The sequence below is a fragment of the Planctomonas sp. JC2975 genome, from assembly GCF_012985205.1.
Taxonomy (GTDB): domain Bacteria; phylum Actinomycetota; class Actinomycetes; order Actinomycetales; family Microbacteriaceae; genus Humibacter.
In genome coordinates this window covers 392,518-411,824 of the sequence record NZ_JABEKS010000001.1, presented here as the reverse complement: position 1 = coordinate 411,824, position 19,307 = coordinate 392,518, and the positions used below count along the sequence as shown (strand labels likewise).

Here is a 19,307-nt window from a genome sequence, read left to right as displayed (position 1 = left end):
GTGCGGGAGGCGGGGCCGCGGTACTTCGCACCCACGACGAAGGGGACGTTCCGCCGAGTTCGACGCCGATTCCGGACTTCGGCATGGTGCTACAGTTATCTCGACATCAAGATAAATTCGGCATTCGGGATGCCTCGCGCACGTCGCGGGTAAGGGCGGCCTTGCTAGAGACCCCGCCGAGCCGATCACCAGAATGTTCAAGGGGCGGGAGTTCTCGTTTCCCCGTGCCGACGAAGGAGAGGGCAGCGTGTCTGCGGACAGCGTTTCTACAGTGAACAGCTTCGGAGCCCGAGACACCATCACGGTGGGCTCGACCGACTACCAGATCTTCCGTATCGACGCGGTACCCGGCTACGACAAGCTTCCGTTCAGCCTGAAGGTGCTGCTGGAGAACCTCCTGCGCACCGAGGACGGCGCCAACGTGACCAGGGAGCAGATCTCCGCGCTCGGCAACTGGGAGCCGACCGCCGAGCCGAACACCGAGATCCAGTTCTCGCCTGCTCGCGTCGTCATGCAGGACTTCACCGGCGTGCCGTGCATCGTGGACCTCGCCACCATGCGCGAAGCGGTGAGCGCACTCGGCGGCGACCCGAAGAAGATCAATCCGCTGGCGCCGGCCGAGCTGGTCATCGACCACTCCGTGATCGCGGATGTCTTCGGCACGCTCGACTCGTTCGAGCGCAACGTCGAGCTCGAGTACGAGCGCAACGGCGAGCGGTACCAATTCCTGCGCTGGGGCCAGACCGCGTTCGACGACTTCAAGGTCGTCCCGCCGGGAACCGGCATCGTGCACCAGGTCAACATCGAACACCTTGCGCGCGTCACCTTCACGCGCGAGGTGGACGGCGCCCTTCAGGCGTACCCCGACACGCTCGTCGGCACCGACTCGCACACGACCATGGTCAACGGGCTCGGCGTGCTGGGCTGGGGCGTCGGCGGCATCGAGGCGGAGGCTGCCATGCTCGGCCAGCCGGTTTCCATGCTCATCCCCAAGGTGGTCGGGTTCAAGCTCACCGGCACCATTCCGGCGGGCGTCACCGCGACGGATGTCGTGCTCACCATCACCCAGATGCTGCGCAAGCAGGGCGTCGTCGGCAAGTTCGTCGAGTTCTACGGCGCAGGTGTCGCCCAGGTTCCGCTCGCCAACCGCGCCACCATCGGAAACATGAGCCCGGAGTTCGGCTCGACGGCCGCGATCTTCCCGATCGACGACGTCACGCTCGACTACCTGCGTCTCACCGGCCGCTCCGAGGAGCAGGTCAGCCTGGTCGAGGCGTACTCGAAGGCGCAGCACCTGTGGCACGACCCGGAGACCGAGCCGGTCTTCAGCGAGTACCTCGAACTCGATCTCGGAACGGTCGTGCCGTCGATCGCCGGCCCCCGTCGCCCGCAGGACCGCATCGAGCTCAGCCACGCCAAGGATCAGTTCAACACCGATCTGCACGACTACGCGCGGATCGACCACGACATCGTCGACCTGACGATCTCGGAGTCGTTCCCCGCGTCCGACCCTGGTGAGCTCCAGCCGGCGGACGCTCACAGCGCGCACCAGCACCATCACCAGAGCCACGCACCGCACACGGCATCCCACCCGACGCCGGTGCAGTACAACGGCGACAAGTTCACGATCGACCACGGTGCTGTCGCCATCGCGGCCATCACCTCGTGCACCAACACCTCGAACCCCGAGGTCATGCTGGCCGCCGGCCTGCTCGCACGCAACGCGTCGCGAAAGGGTCTGAAGGCCAAGCCGTGGGTCAAGACCACGCTGGCGCCCGGGTCCAAGGTCGTCACCGAGTATTACGAGAAGGCCGGCCTCACCGGCTACCTCGAAGACCTCGGCTTCTACCTGGTCGGCTATGGCTGCACCACGTGCATCGGCAACTCCGGACCGCTCCCCGAGGAGATCTCCGCCGCGGTCAACGGCAGCGACCTCGCGGTCACAGCGGTGCTGTCCGGAAACCGCAACTTCGAGGGTCGCATCAACCCCGACGTGAAGATGAACTACCTGGCCAGCCCGCCGCTGGTCATCGCCTACGCTCTCGCAGGGTCGATGAACTTCGACTTCGAAGCTGATGCCCTCGGCACCGACCAGGACGGCAAGGACGTCTTCCTCGCCGACATCTGGCCGGACGCAGCAGAGGTGCAGTCCACGATCGACTCGTCGATCAACCAGGAGATGTTCACCAAGGAGTATGCGAGCGTCTTCGACGGCGACGAGCGGTGGCGTTCGCTGCCGACGCCGACCGGTTCGACGTTCGAGTGGGATGCCGTCTCCACCTACGTGCGCAAGCCCCCGTACTTCGAGGGCATGACGTTGGACACGACGCCGGTCGCCGACATCGCCGGCGCGCGCGCACTCGCCAAGCTCGGCGACTCGGTGACGACCGACCACATCAGCCCCGCCGGATCCATCAAGGCGGACAGCCCGGCCGGCAGCTACCTCACCGAGCACGGCGTCGAGCGCAAGGACTTCAACTCCTACGGCTCGCGTCGCGGCAACCACGAGGTCATGATCCGCGGAACGTTCGCGAACATCCGCCTGAAGAACCAGCTCCTCGATGGTGTCGAGGGTGGATTCACCCGCGACTTCACGAAGGACGACGCACCGCAGTCGTTCATCTACGACGCATCGGTCAACTACCAGGACGCAGGCATCCCGCTTGTCATCCTGGCAGGCAAAGAGTACGGATCCGGATCGTCGCGCGACTGGGCAGCCAAGGGCACGTCGCTCCTCGGCGTGCGCGCCGTTATCGCGGAGAGCTTCGAGCGCATCCACCGTTCGAACCTGATCGGCATGGGCGTTGTTCCGCTGCAGTTCCCAGCAGGCGAGTCCGCCGACAGCCTCGGCCTGGACGGGACCGAGGAGTTCGCGATCACCGGTCTCACGCAGTTGAACGAGGGCAGCACGCCGAAGACGGTTCACGTCGTCGCGACGCCGACCGCGCACTCCGCGGCTGGCAAGTCGCCCGTCGAGTTCGACGCCGTCGTGCGCATCGACACGCCCGGTGAAGCCGACTATTACCGCAACGGCGGCATTCTGCAGTACGTGCTGCGCAGCTTGGTGGCGTAGCCGAGAGGGCACACGGATGACGGGGCCGGAGGGGAACCTCCGGCCCCGTCCTTCATAAGAGATGAACGTGCCGGACGCTCGGGGAGGTCCGGGTGTTCGGCAGGGTGCCATGCGTAGACTCGTGGGGCAGGAGCGAAAGGCGGCCGCAATGACCCTTCTCGAGACGATCCGAGGTCCTCGCGACCTCGACGCTCTCTCGAAGGAGCAACTCGAGCAACTGGCTTCGGAGGTGCGGGAGTTCCTCGTGGCCAACGTGGCGAAGACGGGTGGCCACCTCGGTCCCAATCTCGGTGTCGTGGAGCTCACGATCGCGATGCACCGTGTCTTCGACTCACCGCACGACGCCATCGTCTTCGACACAGGGCACCAGGCGTACGTGCACAAGCTGTTGACGGGGCGCCAGGACTTCTCGACGCTGCGTCAGACGGGTGGTCTCGCGGGATACCCGCAGCGCACGGAGTCCGAACACGACATCGTCGAGTCGTCGCATGCGTCCAGTTCCCTGTCGTGGGCGGACGGCATCTCCCGCGCCTTCACGATGACCGGGCAACGCGATCGTTATGTGATCGCGGTCGTCGGCGACGGTGCCCTCACCGGGGGCATGACGTGGGAGGCGCTGAACAACATCAGCGACGACAACGACCGTCGCCTCATCATCGTCGTGAACGACAACGGTCGGTCCTATGCGCCGACCATCGGTGGAATGGCGCGATTCCTGAACACTGTACGCACGCGCCGCGGCTACAAGAGCCTTTACCTCACGTCTCGGGCGGCGTTCGACAAGCTCGGATCGCCTGGACGCGCTGTCTACCGCGGCATACGCGGGGGAGTGCACGGCTTCCTCTCGCGCTTCTCGAACAACGAGGCGCTGTACTCCAACCTGGACATCAAATACATCGGCCCCGTCCACGGTCACGACATCACGGCGCTCACCGAAGCCCTCGAGCAGGCCAAGGAGTACAACGCCCCGGTCATCGTGCACGCGATCACCGAGAAGGGCCGCGGATACGAGCCTGCTTTGCGCGACGTCGCCGACCAGTTCCACAGCGTGAACCCGATCGATCCCGAGACGGGAGAGCCGATCGCTCAAGCGGCGGGAATCATGTGGCCGTCGGTCTTCGCCGACGAGATCGTGCGCCTCGCAGAGAAGGATGACACGCTCGTCGGCATCACCGCGGCCATGTTGCGGCCCGTCGGGCTGCACCGGTTCGCCGAACGCTTCCCCGGACGGGTGATCGACGTCGGCATCGCCGAGCAGCACGCGGCCACCAGCGCCGCAGGCATGGCGTTCGGCGGCCTGCATCCCGTCGTGGCGCTCTACGCCACGTTCATGAACCGCGCCTTCGATCAGGTGCTGATGGACGTCGGCCTGCACAAGGCCGGCGTGACCTTCGTGCTCGCGAGCGCCGGTGTGACCGGTCCCGATGGCCCTAGCCATCACGGCATCTGGGATCTTGCGACGCTTCAGGTGGTGCCGGGCATCCGGATCGCGGCTCCTCGAGATGGCGACCGTCTCCGCGAGGAGCTCGGCGAAGCGGTCGCCGTGACGGATGCCCCGACGGTGGTGCGGTATCCGAAGGGCGTCGTGCCGGCGCCCATCGTGGCGCTGCGCCGCACCGATGACGGCGTGGACGTGCTCAGCGAGGATCCAGCGCACGACGTGTTGATCGTCGCCGTCGGTGCCATGGCGTCGACCGCGCTAGACGTCGCGCGGCGTCTCGAAGCGCAGGGGATCGGATGCACGGTCATCGATCCGCGTTGGGTGGTGCCTGTCCCCGGATCCGTGGTCACCATGTCCGCCGAGCATCGGCTCGTGGTGTGCATCGAGGACGGCATCCGCGTCGGCGGCATAGGCACGCGCATCCGGCAGGATCTGCGCGAAGCGGGCGTCGACACCGCCGTCACCGAGATCGGGCTTCCCGACGAGTTCCTGGAACACGGTGCTCGTGCCGACATCATGGAGGCGACGCGGATGACGCCGCAGCACATCGCGCACGACGTCATGGGCATGGTGCTGGGCTCGAAGCTGCCGTACGCGCGTGGCGTGTCCAGCGACACGGGCAGTCAGCAGATCATCGCGTCACGGGACTGAGCGCGCCTCTCCGCCCTGACGTGGATCGTCACGAGCGGACGGGCACTTCGTAGCGGAGGGAGACGGTTCCGTCTCCGTGCGCCGCACTGTCTGCGAGACGCAGGTCGAGGTGCTCGCGTGCGGCGAGGAGCGGTGCACCCGCCCCCAGCACGATCGGGATGATCGTCACCTCGATCTCGTCGAGTCGACCGATCGCGGCGAACTGCGCGACCAGGTCGCCACCGCCCACCAGCCAGACGTCCAGGTCGCCGGCGGTCGCGACCAGATCGTCGACGATGGCTGCGACGTCGCCGCTGTGGAACCGCACGTCGTGGCCAGCGACGATCGGGAGATCCCGATGGGTGAGCACCCAGGCGGGCACGGTGTAGCCCCAGTCCGCGTCGGGATCGAGTCCGAGCAGGAACTCGTACGTCGACGCCCCCATCACCACGGCGCCGATTCCGGCGATGAAAGCCGGGATCCCCGCCTCCGCGGTGTCATCGGGTTCGACGCCCGTCTCGCGGGAGGTCAGCCAATCGATGCGATTGTCCCGGTCGGCGATGAACCCGTCGAGACTGGATGCCACGTAGTATCTGAATCGCGTCATCCGGCCACCATAGGGAGAACCCCCGACAGAGTGTGCCGGGGGTTCTCCTGAGCCTGATCGTTACGCGCCGACGCCCTTGATCACGGGATGGTGGAACGTGTCGCCGAAGACACGTCCGCTCGCTCCGACACGGTCGAGATACGGCGTGATGCCGCCCATCTGGAACGGGAAGCCCGCGCCGAGGATCATGCACAGGTCGATGTCCTCTGGTGCCGCGACCACCTGATCGTCTGCAAGCATGCGATGGATCTCGTCCGCCAGGCCATCCTGCAGGCGGGTGAGGATCTCCTGCTCGGACTGGGGGTTCTTTCCGGTCGAGATGACCTTCAGTGCACCCTTGTCGAAGCCCTTGACGTTTCCCTTCGAGTCCTTCTCGAGCAGCTTTCCGTAGTCGGCCAGCTTGTGCAGGTTCTCGCTCCGGTAGAACCGGTCCGGGAACGCGGCGTGATGCGTGTCCAGCACGTGCGCGCCCACCTTGAGACCGACGAGGTCGAGCAGCACGGACGGCGCCATCGGCAGGCCGAGCGGCGCGATCGCCTTGTCGACCACCTCGAATGGCGTTCCGTTGTCGACCGCGTACATCGCTTCGCCCAGCAGCTTGGCGAGCACCCGGTTGACGACGAATCCAGGCGTGTCCGCCGTGATCACGGCGTTCTTATGCAGCTTCGCCGCGGTGACCATCGCGGTCGACAGCGTCGCATCATCCGTGGCGGGAGCCTTCACGACCTCGATCAGCGGCATCACAGCGACCGGAGTGAAGAAGTGGAAGCCGACGAGACGCTCCGGATGCTCCAGCTTGGCGCCGATCTTCTCCACCGAAAGACTCGACGTGTTGGTGGCCAGCACAGCCTCCGGCGAGACGATCTTCTCGATCTCCGCGAAGACGTCCTGCTTCACGCCGAGTTCCTCGAAGACCGCCTCGATGACCCAGTCGCAGTCCGCGAACTCGGTCTTGTCGGTGGTTCCGTGGATCAGAGCGCGGAGCCGGTTGGCGTCGTCGCCCGAGATGCGGCCCTTGTCGAACAGCTTGGCGATCTCATCGGTGATGTACGCGACGCCCTTGTCGACCCGCTCCTGGTCGATGTCGGTGATCACGACCGGTACCTCGAGGCGGCGCAGGAACAGGAGTGCGAACTGGGATGCCATGTAGCCGGCGCCGAGCACGCCGACCTTGGTCACCTTCTTCGCGAGAGCCTTGTCGGGGGCTCCCGCCGGCCGCTTCGCACGCTTCTGCGACAGGTTGAACGCGTAGATGGACGCCTGCAGCTGGTCGCCTGCGATCAGGTCGGCCAAGGCGTCGTCCTCGAGCGCGAAGCACGCCTCCTTGTCGCCGCTCTTGGCAGCCTTCAGGAGTTCCAGCGCCTTGAACGGCGACTTCGGAACGGTGCCCAGGCGCGAAGAGACGGTGTCGCGCGCGATCTTGATGGCGATGTCCCACTTCGCCATCCGCTCGATCTTGCCCGGCGTGTTCTTCCGATCCACCTTCTCGGTGCCGTTCAGAACGCCGTCGGCGAAGCGGATCGAGTCCTCGAGGAAGTTGACCGGCGAGAAGATGCGGTCGGCAATTCCGAGGTCGAAGGCGTCCTGCGCCCTCAGCGTCCGGTTCTGTTTGAGGGGGTTCTCGATGACGACCTTGAGCGCGTTCTCGATGCCGATCAGATTGGGCAGAAGGAACGTGCCGCCCCAGCCCGGAATCAGTCCGAGGAACACCTCGGGGAGGCCGATCGCGGCCGCCGAGGAGTCGACCGTTCGGTAGTCGGCGTTCAGCGGGAGCTCGAGGCCGCCGCCGAGTGCGAGACCGTTGATGAACACGAAGCTGGGAACGCCGAACTTCGCTTGCTTGCTGAGCACGAAGTGCCCGAGCTGCGCCAGCTTCTTGGCGATCTCACGGCTCGGCACCTGTGCCACCTTGGAGAGGTCGGCACCGGCGGCCAGGATGAACGGCTTGCCCGTGGTGGCCACGGCGTGGATCTCACCCTGTGCGGCGCGCGCCGACAACTCGTCGTAGGCCTTCGCCAGCTCGAGCAGGCCGACCGGCCCGAACGTGTTCGGACGAGTGTGGTCGCGACCGTTGTCGAGTGTGACGAGCGCGAGCACCTTGCCCGATGCGAGCTTCACGTCGCGTACGAAGCTGTGCGTCACGACCTCGTCGTCGGCGAAGGCCAGCAGATCGGTGAAATCGATGGAGGAATAGTCGGTCACGCCGATGCTCACTTTCCGTACTTCGCGTGGTGCGGGTTCTCCCAGATGACGGAACCGCCCTGGCCGAGTCCTACGCACATCGCCGTGAGGCCGTAGCGGACCTCAGGATGCTGCTCGAACTGGCGCGCGAGCTGGATCATCAGCCGAACGCCGCTGGCGGCGAGCGGATGTCCGATCGCGATGGCACCACCCCACGGGTTGACGCGGGGGTCGTCGTCGTCGATGCCGAAGTGGTCGAGCAGGCTCAGCACCTGAACGGAGAACGCCTCGTTCAGCTCGAAGAGGCCGATGTCGTCGATCGACAGTCCGGCGTTCTTCAGCGCCCGCTCGGTCGACGGGATCGGGCCGAGGCCCATGACCTCCGGCTCCACGCCTGCGAATCCGAACGAGACCATCCGCATCTTCGGTGCGAGGCCGAACTCCTTGGCGGCGCGCGAGGAGGTCAGGAGCGCGGCCGTCGCGCCATCCGTCAGAGGCGAAGCGTTGCCTGCCGTGACGCGACCGTGCGGACGGAACGGCGTCTTCAGCGTGGCCAGGCCTTCCATCGTCGTCTCCGGACGCATGCCCTGGTCCTCGGTGGCGAGGCCCCAGCCCTCTTCCGTGCGGAAGGACACCGGCACCAGGTCGCGCTGGATGTTGCCCGCCGCGTACGCCGCCGCGACCTTCTGCTGGCTGCGCATGCCGAACCTGTCGGCGCGCTCCTTGGTCAGCGCGGGGAAGCGGTCGTGCAGGCGCTCAGCCGTGTTGCCCATGTTGAGGGCAGCGGGATCGACGAGCTTCTCGGACACGAACCGCGGGTTGGGGTCGACGCCCTGTCCCATCGGGTGGTGGCCCATGTGCTCGACGCCACCGGCGATGACCACCTCGTACTGTCCGAACGCGATGCCCGATCCCGTGGTCGTCACGGCCGTCATCGCTCCGGCGCACATGCGGTCGATCGCGAATCCGGGAACCGTCGACGGAAGGCCGGCGAGGATCGCCGATGATCGGCCGAGAGTCAGTCCCTGGTCGCCCTGCTGCGTCGTCGCAGCGATCGCGACGTCGTCGACGCGATCCTTCGGCAGACCGGGATTGCGCTCGAGGAGTCCGACGATCGTCTTCACCGCGAGATCGTCCGCCCGCGTGTTCCAGTACATGCCCTTTTCGCCCGCACGCCCGAACGGGGTACGAACCCCGTCGACGAACAGAACGTCAGCTCTTTCGGCCACTTTGCCTCCCATGGTCAGGTCTCTTCACGATCCTAGAAACGTGACCTGAGCGCGAGGAATCGATTGAGCAACCCTACGAAGCGGGATCAGACGGTGAGACGGGCGATTGGTCCGCTTCGACAAAGGAATCCGCCACCGTCTCAGCGGTTGCGGCGATTTGCCACGGACGAGCCTCCGCCGCCTGCATCGCCGCGGCTATGCCGGCAGCGTCGTGCTGCTCCGGCGGCGCCCAGGCGAGACGTCGAAGCGTGTCGGGGGCGAGCAGATTCTCCACAGGCAGGTGCAACGATCCGGCCAGTTCGGTGAGCGCTGCGCGCGAGATCCGCAGTCGCTGATTCGCTTCCGGGTTGCGATCCGCCCACGCGCGCGGCGGCGGGATGCTCTCCCCGGTCGAACGGAGCACCGGGAGATCGTCGGTGGTGCGGCCAAGGGAAATGGCATCCCACCACCGGTCGATCTCGGTGCGGCTGGCGCGCCCCGTGAAGTCCTTCATCGCGGACAGGTCCCGCTTGCTGGCGGGCATCGCGCGGGCCGCCGCAGTGATCGACGCGTCGGGGAGGAGTCGTCCCGGTGCGACGTCCTTCGTACGGGCGAGATCATCGCGCGCGTTCCACAACTCGCGGGCGACGGCGAGGTTGCGCAGACCGCGGATGGAGTGCACGCCCGAGAGGCGCCGCCACGGCTCGGTTCGCGCCGCCTTCGGCGCCCGAGCGAGCTCGAATGAGAACTCCTGCTCTGCGATGGTTCCTTTGCTGGCATCGGCCAGCAGTTTCTCCTCTTCCTCCATCAGGTCGACGAGGAGCTCAACGTCGAGCGCGGCGTACGTGAGCCACGGCTGGGGGAGCGGCCTCGTGGACCAATCGGCAGCTGAGTGCTCCTTGGCGAGATGGATGCCGAGCAGCTCCTCGACGATGGTCGCGAGTCCGACGCGAGGAAAGCCGAGGAGCCTGGCACCGAGTTCCGTGTCGAAGATCGTCACGGGGTCGAGGCCCACTTCGCGCAAGCACGCCAGGTCCTGACTGGCCGCGTGGAGGATCCAGGGGACGCCGCCCACGGCATCCTGGAGCTCGGTGAAATCGCCGATCGCCGGCGGATCGAACAGGAAAACGCCGGAGTCGCGACGGAACATCTGGATCAGGTAGGCGCGTTGCGAGTAGCGGAATCCAGACGCGCGCTCCGCGTCGACGGCCACCGGTCCCGTGCCGGAGCTCAACGCGTCGACGGCCTGGTGGTACTTCTCGGGGGTGTCGACGACTTCGTATTCAGTCACGCGGTGCTCTTCGCTGGGTCAGGAGCCGCACCCCGTCGGGGAGCGGTGGAATGCCCGCGAGCATACACAGAAGATCACCCCACGCGCTCACGTGGGCCTTCATATCGAAGCCGGTCGGCGTCCAGGATGCGCGCAACTCGATCTGGGCGCCATCGCCCTGCCGGGCGAGTTCGCCGAATCCCGTGGAGATCACCTTCGTGGCGGTGCCGGACGCCGCAACATAGTCTGCGCCGCGCTCGTCGAGCGCGTCGATGAGCCACGACCAGGTCACGTCGGCCAGGAACGGATCGAGGCCGATGTCCGTCTCGAGGGGAGCCTGGGCGAAGCACACGACGCGGAAGCGGCCGCCCCATTCATCCGATCCGGCCGGGTCGTAGAGCAGCACGAAGCGACCGGTCCCGAGGTCCGAGTCACGGCCGTGCCTGACGGGTGCGACATCCGCCGCAAGGGCAACCGCATACGGCGCGAGGCCCGTCGGCGCAGGGATCTCGTCGACGGTCAGCTCCTGCCGCACGTCGATCCGTCTTACCGAATCCGCGGCCACGCTGAACTCCGCGGGAATGCCGGGAGCAGCGGGAGTAGGGGACACGTTGGCAGACTAGAGTTTCGCCTCGGGAGTTCGAGGAAGGCACGCCGCATCGTCCGCGTGCCTTCGTGCTGAGGGGAGTCGACGTGGGCAACCGAGTGGGGCGGATCCTGGTTCCGTTCGCCATCCTGGCGGCGGTGGGGGCAGTCGCGGTCACCGCGTACGTCGCGGCGGCGACGATGGTGGCACGCACAGTGGTGACGCCCGCCCGGCGCAGAAAGCAGGATGTCGACATCCTGTCCGTCGCGCCCGACCTGTCGGCCGTCACAGTCTCCGGCACGGCCGATGCCCTTGCCGTGCCCGGTCGTTACGGCCTGTGGTTCTCGGACGACCGCGGATACGCGCTGCTCGGCGACGTCATCGCGGAGGCCGAGGACGGAACCGTCACGCGCGCTGTCGAGAGCGTGCGCTGGGGCGCGCTGGACGAAGCAAGGCGCGGACGGCTGGGCGGATGGTTCTTCACGTCCCCGGCAGAGCTCGGGCTTCCCGTTGAGAGCGTCGACATCGTCGTCGACGACGGCACGGCGCCCGCGTGGCTCTTCCCCGCAGCCGAGACATCCGACCGATGGGCCATCCACGTGCACGGACGCGGCGCACGGCGGCAGGAGACGCTGCGGGCCATCCCGCTCTTCCACGAGAAGGGCTACACGAGTCTTGCCATCAGCTACCGCAACGACGGGGACGCCCCTGACAGCGCCGACCATCGCTACGGTCTGGGCGCGACGGAATGGCACGATGTGGATGCGGCCATCGCCTACGCGCTGGCCAGCGGTGCCAAGGACATCCTTCTCGTCGGATGGTCCATGGGCGGAGCTATCGCGCTGCAGACGGCAGTGCGATCGCCGCGCGCGGACAGCATCCGCGGGCTCGTGCTCGACTCGCCGGTCATCGACTGGGTCGAGACGCTGGACTTCCAGGCCGACGAGATGCGACTGCCGCGGCCGGTGACCGAGGGTGCGCTCCTCCTGCTGGACTCGGCGTGGGCGACGAGCCTGGTTGGGCAGGATGCGCCGATCGGCCTCGCAGGCCTGGACTTCACCCTGCGCGCCCACGAGCTCTCGGTGCCCGTCCTGCTGATGCACAGTGACGACGACGGTTATGTGCCGGCCGGCGGATCCCATCGACTCGCGCACCTGCGTCCGGACATCGTCACGTTCGTGCCCTTCGCGCAGGCGAAGCACACCAAGCTCTGGAACTACGATCCGGTGCGGTGGACGAATGCGATCGCCGACTGGCTCGACGAGCTCTCGGCCGACCTCGGCGCGGTGAACGACGAGGACACGTCGTACTCGGCACGTGGTGAGGACCGTTGACGCTCGCGCGCAACGAGTTCACCAGTGGGCTCAGTGGCGCTTCAGTCGGACCTGGTGCTTCGTGCGACCGAGGAGCGCCGTCATCCCGCGGACGCGCAGCGGTGACACCGCCTCGTTGAGGCCGAGTTCTTGCGGGTAGTCGTCGGGGACGGCGAGCACCTCGTCCGCGGTGAGGCCGGCGAGACCCTGCGCCAGGATCGACGCGAAGCCCCTGGTCGTCGGGGATTCGCGCGGGGCCGTGGCGTAGAGGTGAACGATGTCGTCGTCATCCACCTCGACGAAGATGAACACGGGGGACTGACACTCGACGACCCGCTCGAACAAGTCGGGATGATCCCGATACCGCTCAGGAAGCTCCGGGAGCTCGTTGGAGAACTCGAGGAGGAGCTGGAGTCGTTCGCGCAGTTCGAGCGCGAGGAACTCCTCCTTGATCTCCTGAAGAGTGGCGGGGAGTGTGTCGGTGGTCATGAGGCATCCATTTTCGCACGGCGGACTGGAGAGTTCTGGAACCGAAAAGGGGCGGCGGAGACGTGCCCCGCCGCCCCTTCCGTCGCGGTCAGACCGCAGGCACCTCGCCCCGCTCGGTCCCCTTGATGATCGGAACGCGCACTGCGCTGCCCCACTCGGTCCACGAGCCGTCGTAGTTGCGGACGTTCGAGAAGCCCAGCAGGTGGCTGAGCACGAACCACGTGTGGCTGGAACGCTCGCCGATGCGGCAGTAGGCGATCACGTCGTCACCGTCCTGGAGGCCCGCTTCGCCCTTGTAGATGGCCTCGAGCTCGGCGCGGGTCTTGAAGGTCGCATCCGGCGCCGCTGCGCGCGCCCACGGCACGGATGCCGCGGAGGGGATGTGACCGGGACGCAGAGCGCTCTCCGTCGGGTAGCCGGGGATCTCGGTGCGCTCGCCGCTGTACTCCTCCGGCGAACGGACGTCGATGAGGGGTCCGTGTCCGAGATGGGCCAGCACGTCGTCCTTGAACGCACGGATGACAGTGTCGTCGCGCTGCACCACCGGATAGGAGGCGGGCGTCACCTGAGTCTGCTCCGTCGTGATCTCGCGCCCTTCGGCGATCCACTTGTCGCGGCCGCCGTCGAGGAGGCGAACGTCCTCGTGCCCGAACAGCGTGAAGATCCACAGGGCATACGCGGCCCACCAGTTGTTCTTGTCGCCGTAGATGACGACGGTGGTGTCGCGGGAGATGCCCTTCTCGCCCAGCAGCTGGGCGAAGCGCTCCGCCGAGACGAAGTCGCGGAGGACGGGATCGTTGAGGTCGGTGTGCCAGTCGATCTTGACGGCCGTCGGGATGTGGCCCGTCTCGTAGAGGAGAACGTCTTCGTCGGATTCCACCACCACGAGACCTTCGTCGCCGAGGTGTGCGGCGAGCCATTCGGTGCTCACCAGCCTCTCCGGATGTGCGTACTCGGCGAACTTCGCGGAATCGTCGAATCCCACGCTCATGGTTTCCTCCTTGTTGGGCGCGTACTGCGGGGGCGAAGGGGCCGGATCCTGCCGGTTAAGCTTGACGCCTGTCCCTCACGCGAACTTACGCACGGCCCGTCGGCTGCGCAGGGGCAAGAGTAAGACTTCGACACACAAAGGAACAGATGTCCGCGAACTCGCTTCCGGAAGCCGATCGTCTCACCGCAGTGACGCCGTCGATCACGGGTCGCGAGATCGCGGCCGAGTTGGTTCCGCCGCCTCAGTTCCACACTGCCACGTTCGACTCGTATCGGCCCGATCGGGAATTCCCCTCGCAGGCCGCAGCCGTGAGCACCCTGCAGTCGCTGGTCCGCACGTGGGCGCCCCAGCAGCCGAGCGGATTCTTCGGGTGGGGTCGCAAGAAGGTCGTCGAGCACAAGCCGGGCGTCTACCTCGACGGCGGTTTCGGCGTCGGCAAGACGCATCTGCTCGCGGCGTTGTGGCACGCGGCACCCGCCCCCAAGTACTTCGGAACCTTCATCGAGTACACCGCGCTGGTGGGAGCGCTCGGCTTCCAGCCGACGATCGACCTGCTCCGCGGGTCCCGCTTGATCTGCATCGACGAGTTCGAGCTCGACGATCCCGGTGACACCATGATGATGACGCGGCTGCTTGGTGCGCTGGTCGCCAGCGGCACCCGCATCGCGGCAACGTCGAACACACCGCCTCAGGCACTCGGTGAGGGACGCTTCGCCGCATCGGACTTCCTGCGCGAGATCCAGTCGCTCTCCTCGCACTTCGAGACGATCCGGATCGACGGGCTGGACTACCGCCGCCGCGATGTCTCGGGTGAGGCGGCGTCCGTGGACGACGGCACGCTCGCGCGTGTTGTCGGCGCGATCCGCAGTCGCGGCGAGCACGTGACCGCCGACCGCTTCCGCGAGGTCGTCGACCATCTGGCCACGGTGCATCCCTCCAAGTACATCAAGCTGGTCGCCGGAGTCGACGTGATCGCGCTCGCCGACGTCGAGCAGCTCCACGACCAGATGGAGGCGCTGCGCTTCGTCGCATTCATCGACCGCGTCTACGATGCCGAGATCCCCATCGTCGCAAGCGGCGTGCCACTCAGCGATGTGTTCGATGCCGAGATGCTCCAGGGCGGATACCGCAAGAAGTACCTGCGCGCGACGTCCCGGCTGATCGCGCTCACCTCCGGCGAACTCCCGCCGCACGACTGAGTGGGCCGCACCTCGACTCGGCCCGTGGCCGGCGCATGCCGATCGCCTGGCAAGAGACATGCGTCAAGCGGGTACCCCCTTCGCCTTCGTGCGCGCGTCCTTTCCAGGGACCTCGCTCGGCAGGTTCCGGGAGAAGAACAGGGCGGCGCACGAGATGAGCGAGAGTGCGGCGAACGACAGCCGGAGCGCTTCGAGTTGCGACGAGCTGTAGAGGGACGCCAGCTTCTCGCTGTCGGACGAGGAGAGTCCCTGATCCTGCGCGATCTGCGAGACACCGGATACCGGGATGACGCCGACGCCGTGCTGCGTCTGCTCCTGCACCTGGCTCTGCAAGCTCTGCGGCAGGCTGCTCGCGGCGACGTTTCCGGCGAACGCTGTGGACAACGCGGCGATCATCACGGAACCGATCAGTGCTGTGCCGAGTGACGATCCGAGGTTCTGGAAGACGCCCTGCACGCCGCCGGCCTCGCTGAGCTGATCCGGTCCGACCGCCGACATCGTCACGTTTCCGAGCTGGGACGCGAGCAGGCCGAGCGCCGCGCCTGCGATGAACATGCCGAGGCCGAAGACGAACGTGTCGAGCTCGGGATCGACCGAGCCGAGAAGGATGAGACTCGCCACGACAAGCGCGAGCTGGCCGATCCGTGAGATGCGCTTCGGCGAGACCCGCCGGGCCAGCACGGTGCCGACGATCGAGAACAGCACCAGCGACACGGACAACGGGAAGATCCGAAGGCCGGTGGTCAAGGCGTTCAGCCCCAGCGTGAGCTGCAGGTAGATCGGCACGATGAAGAACAGTCCCGCCGTCACCGTGTACTGGAGTCCGAGGCTTCCGATCCCGGCGCGGAGCTGACGGAGCTGCAGGATCGACGGGTCGAGCAGCGGCGTCCGACCCTTTGCGATCAAGCGGCGCTGCCGGACGAAGAACAGCCAGAGCGCCACTGCGCCGGCGGCGACGATGAATGGAACGGGGGAGAGCCCGAGCAGGGAGGCGTCCTGGGTGGGCAGGATCCAGCCCCACGTCTTCGTCTGCAGGAGACCCCAGACGACGAGCACGAGGCCCAATGCAGAGAGCACGACGGACAGGAGGTCGATCGGCACACGTTCCCGCGCGCCGCTGTCGTGCACCACGCGGCTGAAGAGCAGGACGACCGCCATGATGACGACCTCGCCCGCGAACACGTAACGCCAGCTCGCGTAGGTGGTGAGGAATCCGCCGATGAGAGGTCCGGCGGCGACTGCCACGCCCGATGACGCGCCGATGACAGCGAACGCCGTCACCCTGGCGTGACCCGAGTAGTTGTCGGCGATGAGTGCGGCGATGGCAGGGATCACCAGAACGGCCCCGAGACCCTCCACCACGGACCAGCCGACGAACAGCACCCCGATGTTCGGGCTGAGCGCCGTGGTTCCCGATCCGATGGCGTAGACGATCGACCCGATGACGAGCGCGCGTCTGCGACCCCAGATGTCGCCCAGCTTGGCTCCCAGCAGCATGAACGCCGCCATCGTGAGCGTGTAGAAGGTGATCGTCGTCTGCATCGCCGTGATCGTCGTGTGCAGATCCTTGACGACGGTCGAGATCGACACGTTCATCACCGTGCTGTCCAGCACCATGACGAACTGGGCCGCACCCAGGACCGTCACCGCTCCCCATCGTTCCGCCATCTCGAACCCCCAAGCTCCAGCGCAACGGCGTCAGGGCCGCGTCGACCCGGGAAGCGGCCGTCGTCGTGCGAAGCACCTCGCTGACACGCCGGCGTCTGCGGACTGGCCCCCGGTCCTGGTGTGTCCGCTAGATCGCACAGTACGTGGAACCGTGCCGCAAAACCAGAGACATCCTCATGGGAACGCCCGCGGTGTCGTCTCAGCAGCGACGGCGGATTTGATTCTGCGGGATCGATCGTTCATTCTGTGCTGGCTGCCCTCGCCGGCCGCGCCCCTGCTTGTCGTCACGATGGAGTGTCACGATGTCGGTTCGCCGTCCCCTCGTCGCGGTGTCCGCCGCGCTCGGCCTGGTCGTCGTCGAGGCGGTGGCAGATCCCACCGGACTACTCGCGCTCGCGGGATGGTCGGGCGCGGCGCCCGTCCTCGCCTCCGGCATCTGGCCGTTTGCGGCGTCCCTCGTGTTCGTCCCAGTGCTCCTCGCCGTGGTGTGGTGGGCGGCTGTGCGCGCGGGCGAGCGGTACTGGACGCTGGCGGCAGGGGTCGTCCTCGCGGTGCTCCTGGCGCAGGCCACGGCGTGTCTGGTGATGACCGGGAACCTCGCGGCGAGCACCTGGGCAGCAGGCTATGTGACGGCCAAAGCCGTGCCGACCGGACTCATCGTGGCGGCATTCGCACGGTGGTTCGGAGGACGGACCACGCGGCAACGATTCCCGTCGGGATCGCCGTTGATCCCGGCGGCGCTCTTCGCCGCCATCGCGCCGTTCGTCGCCGGACTCTGGTGGACAAGTGCGGCGTATGCCCCCGGAGTCCCCGTTGCCCGAGCAGATCGCGGCCCTCTGTCCCTCATCGTCGCGATGCTCCTTCTCGCACTGGTCACCGCGCTCTGCCTGCGCTGGATGCGCGCCCGCGTCCCGGGCATCCTCGGCGGATGGCTGGCAGCTCTCGTCGCCGGAGGGATCGTTGGTCTCGTTCAGGCGCTCATCGCCTTCCTCGTGGACGGAGGCCTGAGCGGCGATCTCTGGCCGGCGATGGCCGCCTACGTCGCCATCGCCGACGGTCTCTCGTTCGGCGCGTGCCTGGGGTGGGTCGCCGGCGTCGCGGCCCTGGTCGTCGAGCGGGTTCCAGCAGCGCGACGCGCACGCCTTCCACTGGTGACCTCCGCGGCGATCGTCGTCGCGTCCCTCGTAGTCGCGCTCGTCGTGCCTGTCGCACTCCCGGAGACAGCGGCCAGCGCATCAGAGGCGGATTCCGCGCCGGCCGGATTCCTCCGCGCATCGGGACGCGTGATCACGGATGGCCGCGGCAACCAGGTGCTGCTGCGCGGCGTCAACGTCAACCAGTTGGTCGACTTCTATCAGCCGCGGCCCGACGTGCCCGCCACCCGTCCGCTCACCGAGGAGGACTTCGCGCAGATCGCCGCGGAAGGATTCGACGTCGTACGACTGAATCTCTCCTGGTCGGCCCTGGAGCCGCAGCGGGGCGTCTTCGACCAGAAGTACCTCGCCCGGATCACCTCCGCGGTCGACTGGGCGCACCGTCACGGCGTGTACATCGTGCTCGACATGCACCAGGACGGGTGGTGGAAGGGTGCGACGACGGCGGGCACGACCTGCCGGCCGGGCACCGACCCGATGTGGGGATACGACGGCGCTCCCGCATGGGCCACGATCTCCGACGGCGCAGCTCGCTGCGAGTTCACCGGACGCGACATCTCGCCCGCGGGCGACCGCGCCTTCCAGAACTTCTACTTCGACACCGACGGCGTGCAATCGGCCCTGGTTCGGACGTGGGGTCGGCTCGCTGCGACATTCGGCGACGACCCCACGGTGGCTGGGTACGACCTCCTCAACGAACCCGGGTTCGGCGAGACCGCGCCGGTGACGACGTCCTATCTCCTCGGCCGCTACTACGACAGGGCGATCGCGGCGATCCGCGCGGCGGGCTCACGGCAGATGGTGTTCGTCGAGCCGAGCATCCTGTGGTCGGGCCTCGGCTTCGACAGCGGCCCCGCGCCCGCGTTCACCTCCGACCACGACATCGTCTTCTCGCCGCACCTGTACGCCGAGTCCATCACGATGGACCGCTCGCTCGGCCTCCCGCCGATCGTCGGCATCGACCGGCAGTTCACGCTCGCGCAGCGCGTCGCCGACGAGTACAACGCCCCCGTCTGGTCGGGCGAATTCGGCTACTGGGGCTCGACCTCCGATGTCGACGCCCGGCTGACCCGCTACGCGAAGGCGGAGGATGCGAACCGCCTGGGTAGCGCGTACTGGGTGTGGAAGCAGGCCTGCGGCGACCCGCAGAACGGCATCGGTCCGACCGGTGACGGACTCATCCCCGAAGACTGCGCGACCGGTCAGGACGCCGCTCCCCGCGACGACCTGCTCACCATCCTCGGGCGCGCCTACCCGCGGTCCGCACCCGGAACGATCTCGAGCCTCACCTCGAGCGGTGCGAACGTGCAACTTGCCGGAGCGACGCGGCACCGGTCGTGCGGACTGGACGTGTGGGTGCCGGGCGCAAAAAGGCCGATCATCCATTCGACGGGTCTGGCGAACGTGAAGACGACCCCCGATTCCGGCGGCTGGACCGTCACCGGATGCGCGGACGGCAGCTACAGCCTGACTGCCGCTGCGCGCGTGTCATCCTGA

At 67.1% G+C, this 19,307-nt stretch carries 13 protein-coding genes; 5 read left to right on the top strand and 8 right to left on the bottom strand.

What is annotated here, in order from left to right:
• Positions 1 to 193: 193 nt before the first annotated feature.
• Positions 194 to 3,073, top strand: coding sequence for an aconitate hydratase AcnA (gene acnA / locus HII28_RS01915; protein ID WP_170023867.1), 2,880 nt, complete (start codon positions 194 to 196; stop codon positions 3,071 to 3,073).
• Positions 3,074 to 3,221: 148 nt separating this feature from the next.
• Positions 3,222 to 5,165, top strand: coding sequence for a 1-deoxy-D-xylulose-5-phosphate synthase (dxs, locus tag HII28_RS01910; protein ID WP_170023866.1), 1,944 nt, complete (start codon positions 3,222 to 3,224; stop codon positions 5,163 to 5,165).
• Positions 5,166 to 5,193: 28 nt separating this feature from the next.
• Here the strand turns inward: dxs and HII28_RS01905 are convergent, their stop codons facing one another.
• The 5 genes from HII28_RS01905 to HII28_RS01885 form a co-directional block, all read right to left on the bottom strand.
• Positions 5,194 to 5,751: a dihydrofolate reductase family protein gene (locus HII28_RS01905; protein WP_170023865.1), complete on the bottom strand. Its 558-nt coding sequence runs from the start codon at positions 5,749 to 5,751 to the stop codon at positions 5,194 to 5,196.
• A 60-nt stretch (positions 5,752 to 5,811) separates the two neighbouring features.
• Entirely contained in the window at positions 5,812 to 7,953 is a 2,142-nt protein-coding gene (locus HII28_RS01900; RefSeq protein WP_170023864.1) for a 3-hydroxyacyl-CoA dehydrogenase NAD-binding domain-containing protein, read from the bottom strand.
• An 8-nt stretch (positions 7,954 to 7,961) separates the two neighbouring features.
• Positions 7,962 to 9,161 carry an acetyl-CoA C-acyltransferase gene (locus tag HII28_RS01895; protein ID WP_170023863.1) on the bottom strand — a complete coding sequence of 400 codons (1,200 nt, stop codon included), beginning with the start codon at positions 9,159 to 9,161 and terminating at the stop codon, positions 7,962 to 7,964.
• 73 nt (positions 9,162 to 9,234) lie between these two features.
• Positions 9,235 to 10,431 carry an HRDC domain-containing protein gene (locus HII28_RS01890; RefSeq protein ID WP_170023862.1) on the bottom strand — a complete coding sequence of 399 codons (1,197 nt, stop codon included), beginning with the start codon at positions 10,429 to 10,431 and terminating at the stop codon, positions 9,235 to 9,237.
• The gene (locus HII28_RS01885; RefSeq protein WP_170023861.1) at positions 10,424 to 11,020 is read right to left on the bottom strand and encodes a DUF3000 domain-containing protein; all 597 of its coding nucleotides are present in this window, start codon (positions 11,018 to 11,020) and stop codon (positions 10,424 to 10,426) included. Before HII28_RS01885 ends, HII28_RS01890 begins: the two co-directional genes overlap by 8 nt.
• 83 nt (positions 11,021 to 11,103) lie before the next feature.
• Here HII28_RS01885 and HII28_RS01880 point away from each other — a divergent pair, with 83 nt between their 5' ends.
• Complete coding sequence (locus tag HII28_RS01880) at positions 11,104 to 12,330, top strand: alpha/beta fold hydrolase (RefSeq protein WP_170023860.1); 1,227 nt, start codon at positions 11,104 to 11,106, stop codon at positions 12,328 to 12,330.
• Between the two features lie 30 nt (positions 12,331 to 12,360).
• On the opposite strand, the gene HII28_RS01875 is transcribed toward HII28_RS01880, so the two are convergent.
• Both HII28_RS01875 and HII28_RS01870 read right to left on the bottom strand, forming a co-directional pair.
• On the bottom strand, positions 12,361 to 12,798 hold the full coding sequence (locus tag HII28_RS01875) for a SufE family protein (protein ID WP_170023859.1): 438 nt from the start codon (positions 12,796 to 12,798) through the stop codon (positions 12,361 to 12,363).
• Positions 12,799 to 12,886: 88 nt separating this feature from the next.
• The gene (locus HII28_RS01870) at positions 12,887 to 13,789 is read right to left on the bottom strand and encodes a sulfurtransferase (protein WP_170023858.1); all 903 of its coding nucleotides are present in this window, start codon (positions 13,787 to 13,789) and stop codon (positions 12,887 to 12,889) included.
• Between the two features lie 146 nt (positions 13,790 to 13,935).
• On the opposite strand from HII28_RS01870, the gene zapE reads away from it, so the two are divergent.
• Positions 13,936 to 14,988: a cell division protein ZapE gene (zapE, locus tag HII28_RS01865; RefSeq protein ID WP_170023857.1), complete on the top strand. Its 1,053-nt coding sequence runs from the start codon at positions 13,936 to 13,938 to the stop codon at positions 14,986 to 14,988.
• Positions 14,989 to 15,051: 63 nt separating this feature from the next.
• On the opposite strand, the gene HII28_RS01860 is transcribed toward zapE, so the two are convergent.
• Positions 15,052 to 16,635, bottom strand: coding sequence for an MFS transporter (locus tag HII28_RS01860; protein WP_346769146.1), 1,584 nt, complete (start codon positions 16,633 to 16,635; stop codon positions 15,052 to 15,054).
• A 323-nt stretch (positions 16,636 to 16,958) separates the two neighbouring features.
• Between HII28_RS01860 and HII28_RS01855 the strand changes: the two genes are divergently transcribed.
• On the top strand, positions 16,959 to 19,307 hold the full coding sequence (locus tag HII28_RS01855) for a cellulase family glycosylhydrolase (RefSeq protein ID WP_170023855.1): 2,349 nt from the start codon (positions 16,959 to 16,961) through the stop codon (positions 19,305 to 19,307).

What these genes read in the sequence shown, in the direction of transcription:
- acnA (WP_170023867.1), top strand. Translation starts at nt 194, where the DNA reads ATGTTCAAGGGGCGGGAGTTCTCGTTTCCCCGTGCCGACGAAGGAGAG.
- dxs (WP_170023866.1), top strand. Translation starts at nt 3,222, where the DNA reads ATGACCCTTCTCGAGACGATCCGAGGTCCTCGCGACCTCGACGCTCTC.
- HII28_RS01905 (WP_170023865.1), bottom strand. Translation starts at nt 5,751, where the DNA reads ATGACGCGATTCAGATACTACGTGGCATCCAGTCTCGACGGGTTCATC.
- HII28_RS01875 (WP_170023859.1), bottom strand. Translation starts at nt 12,798, where the DNA reads ATGACCACCGACACACTCCCCGCCACTCTTCAGGAGATCAAGGAGGAG.
- HII28_RS01870 (WP_170023858.1), bottom strand. Translation starts at nt 13,789, where the DNA reads ATGAGCGTGGGATTCGACGATTCCGCGAAGTTCGCCGAGTACGCACAT.
- zapE (WP_170023857.1), top strand. Translation starts at nt 13,936, where the DNA reads ATGTCCGCGAACTCGCTTCCGGAAGCCGATCGTCTCACCGCAGTGACG.
- HII28_RS01855 (WP_170023855.1), top strand. Translation starts at nt 16,959, where the DNA reads ATGTCGGTTCGCCGTCCCCTCGTCGCGGTGTCCGCCGCGCTCGGCCTG.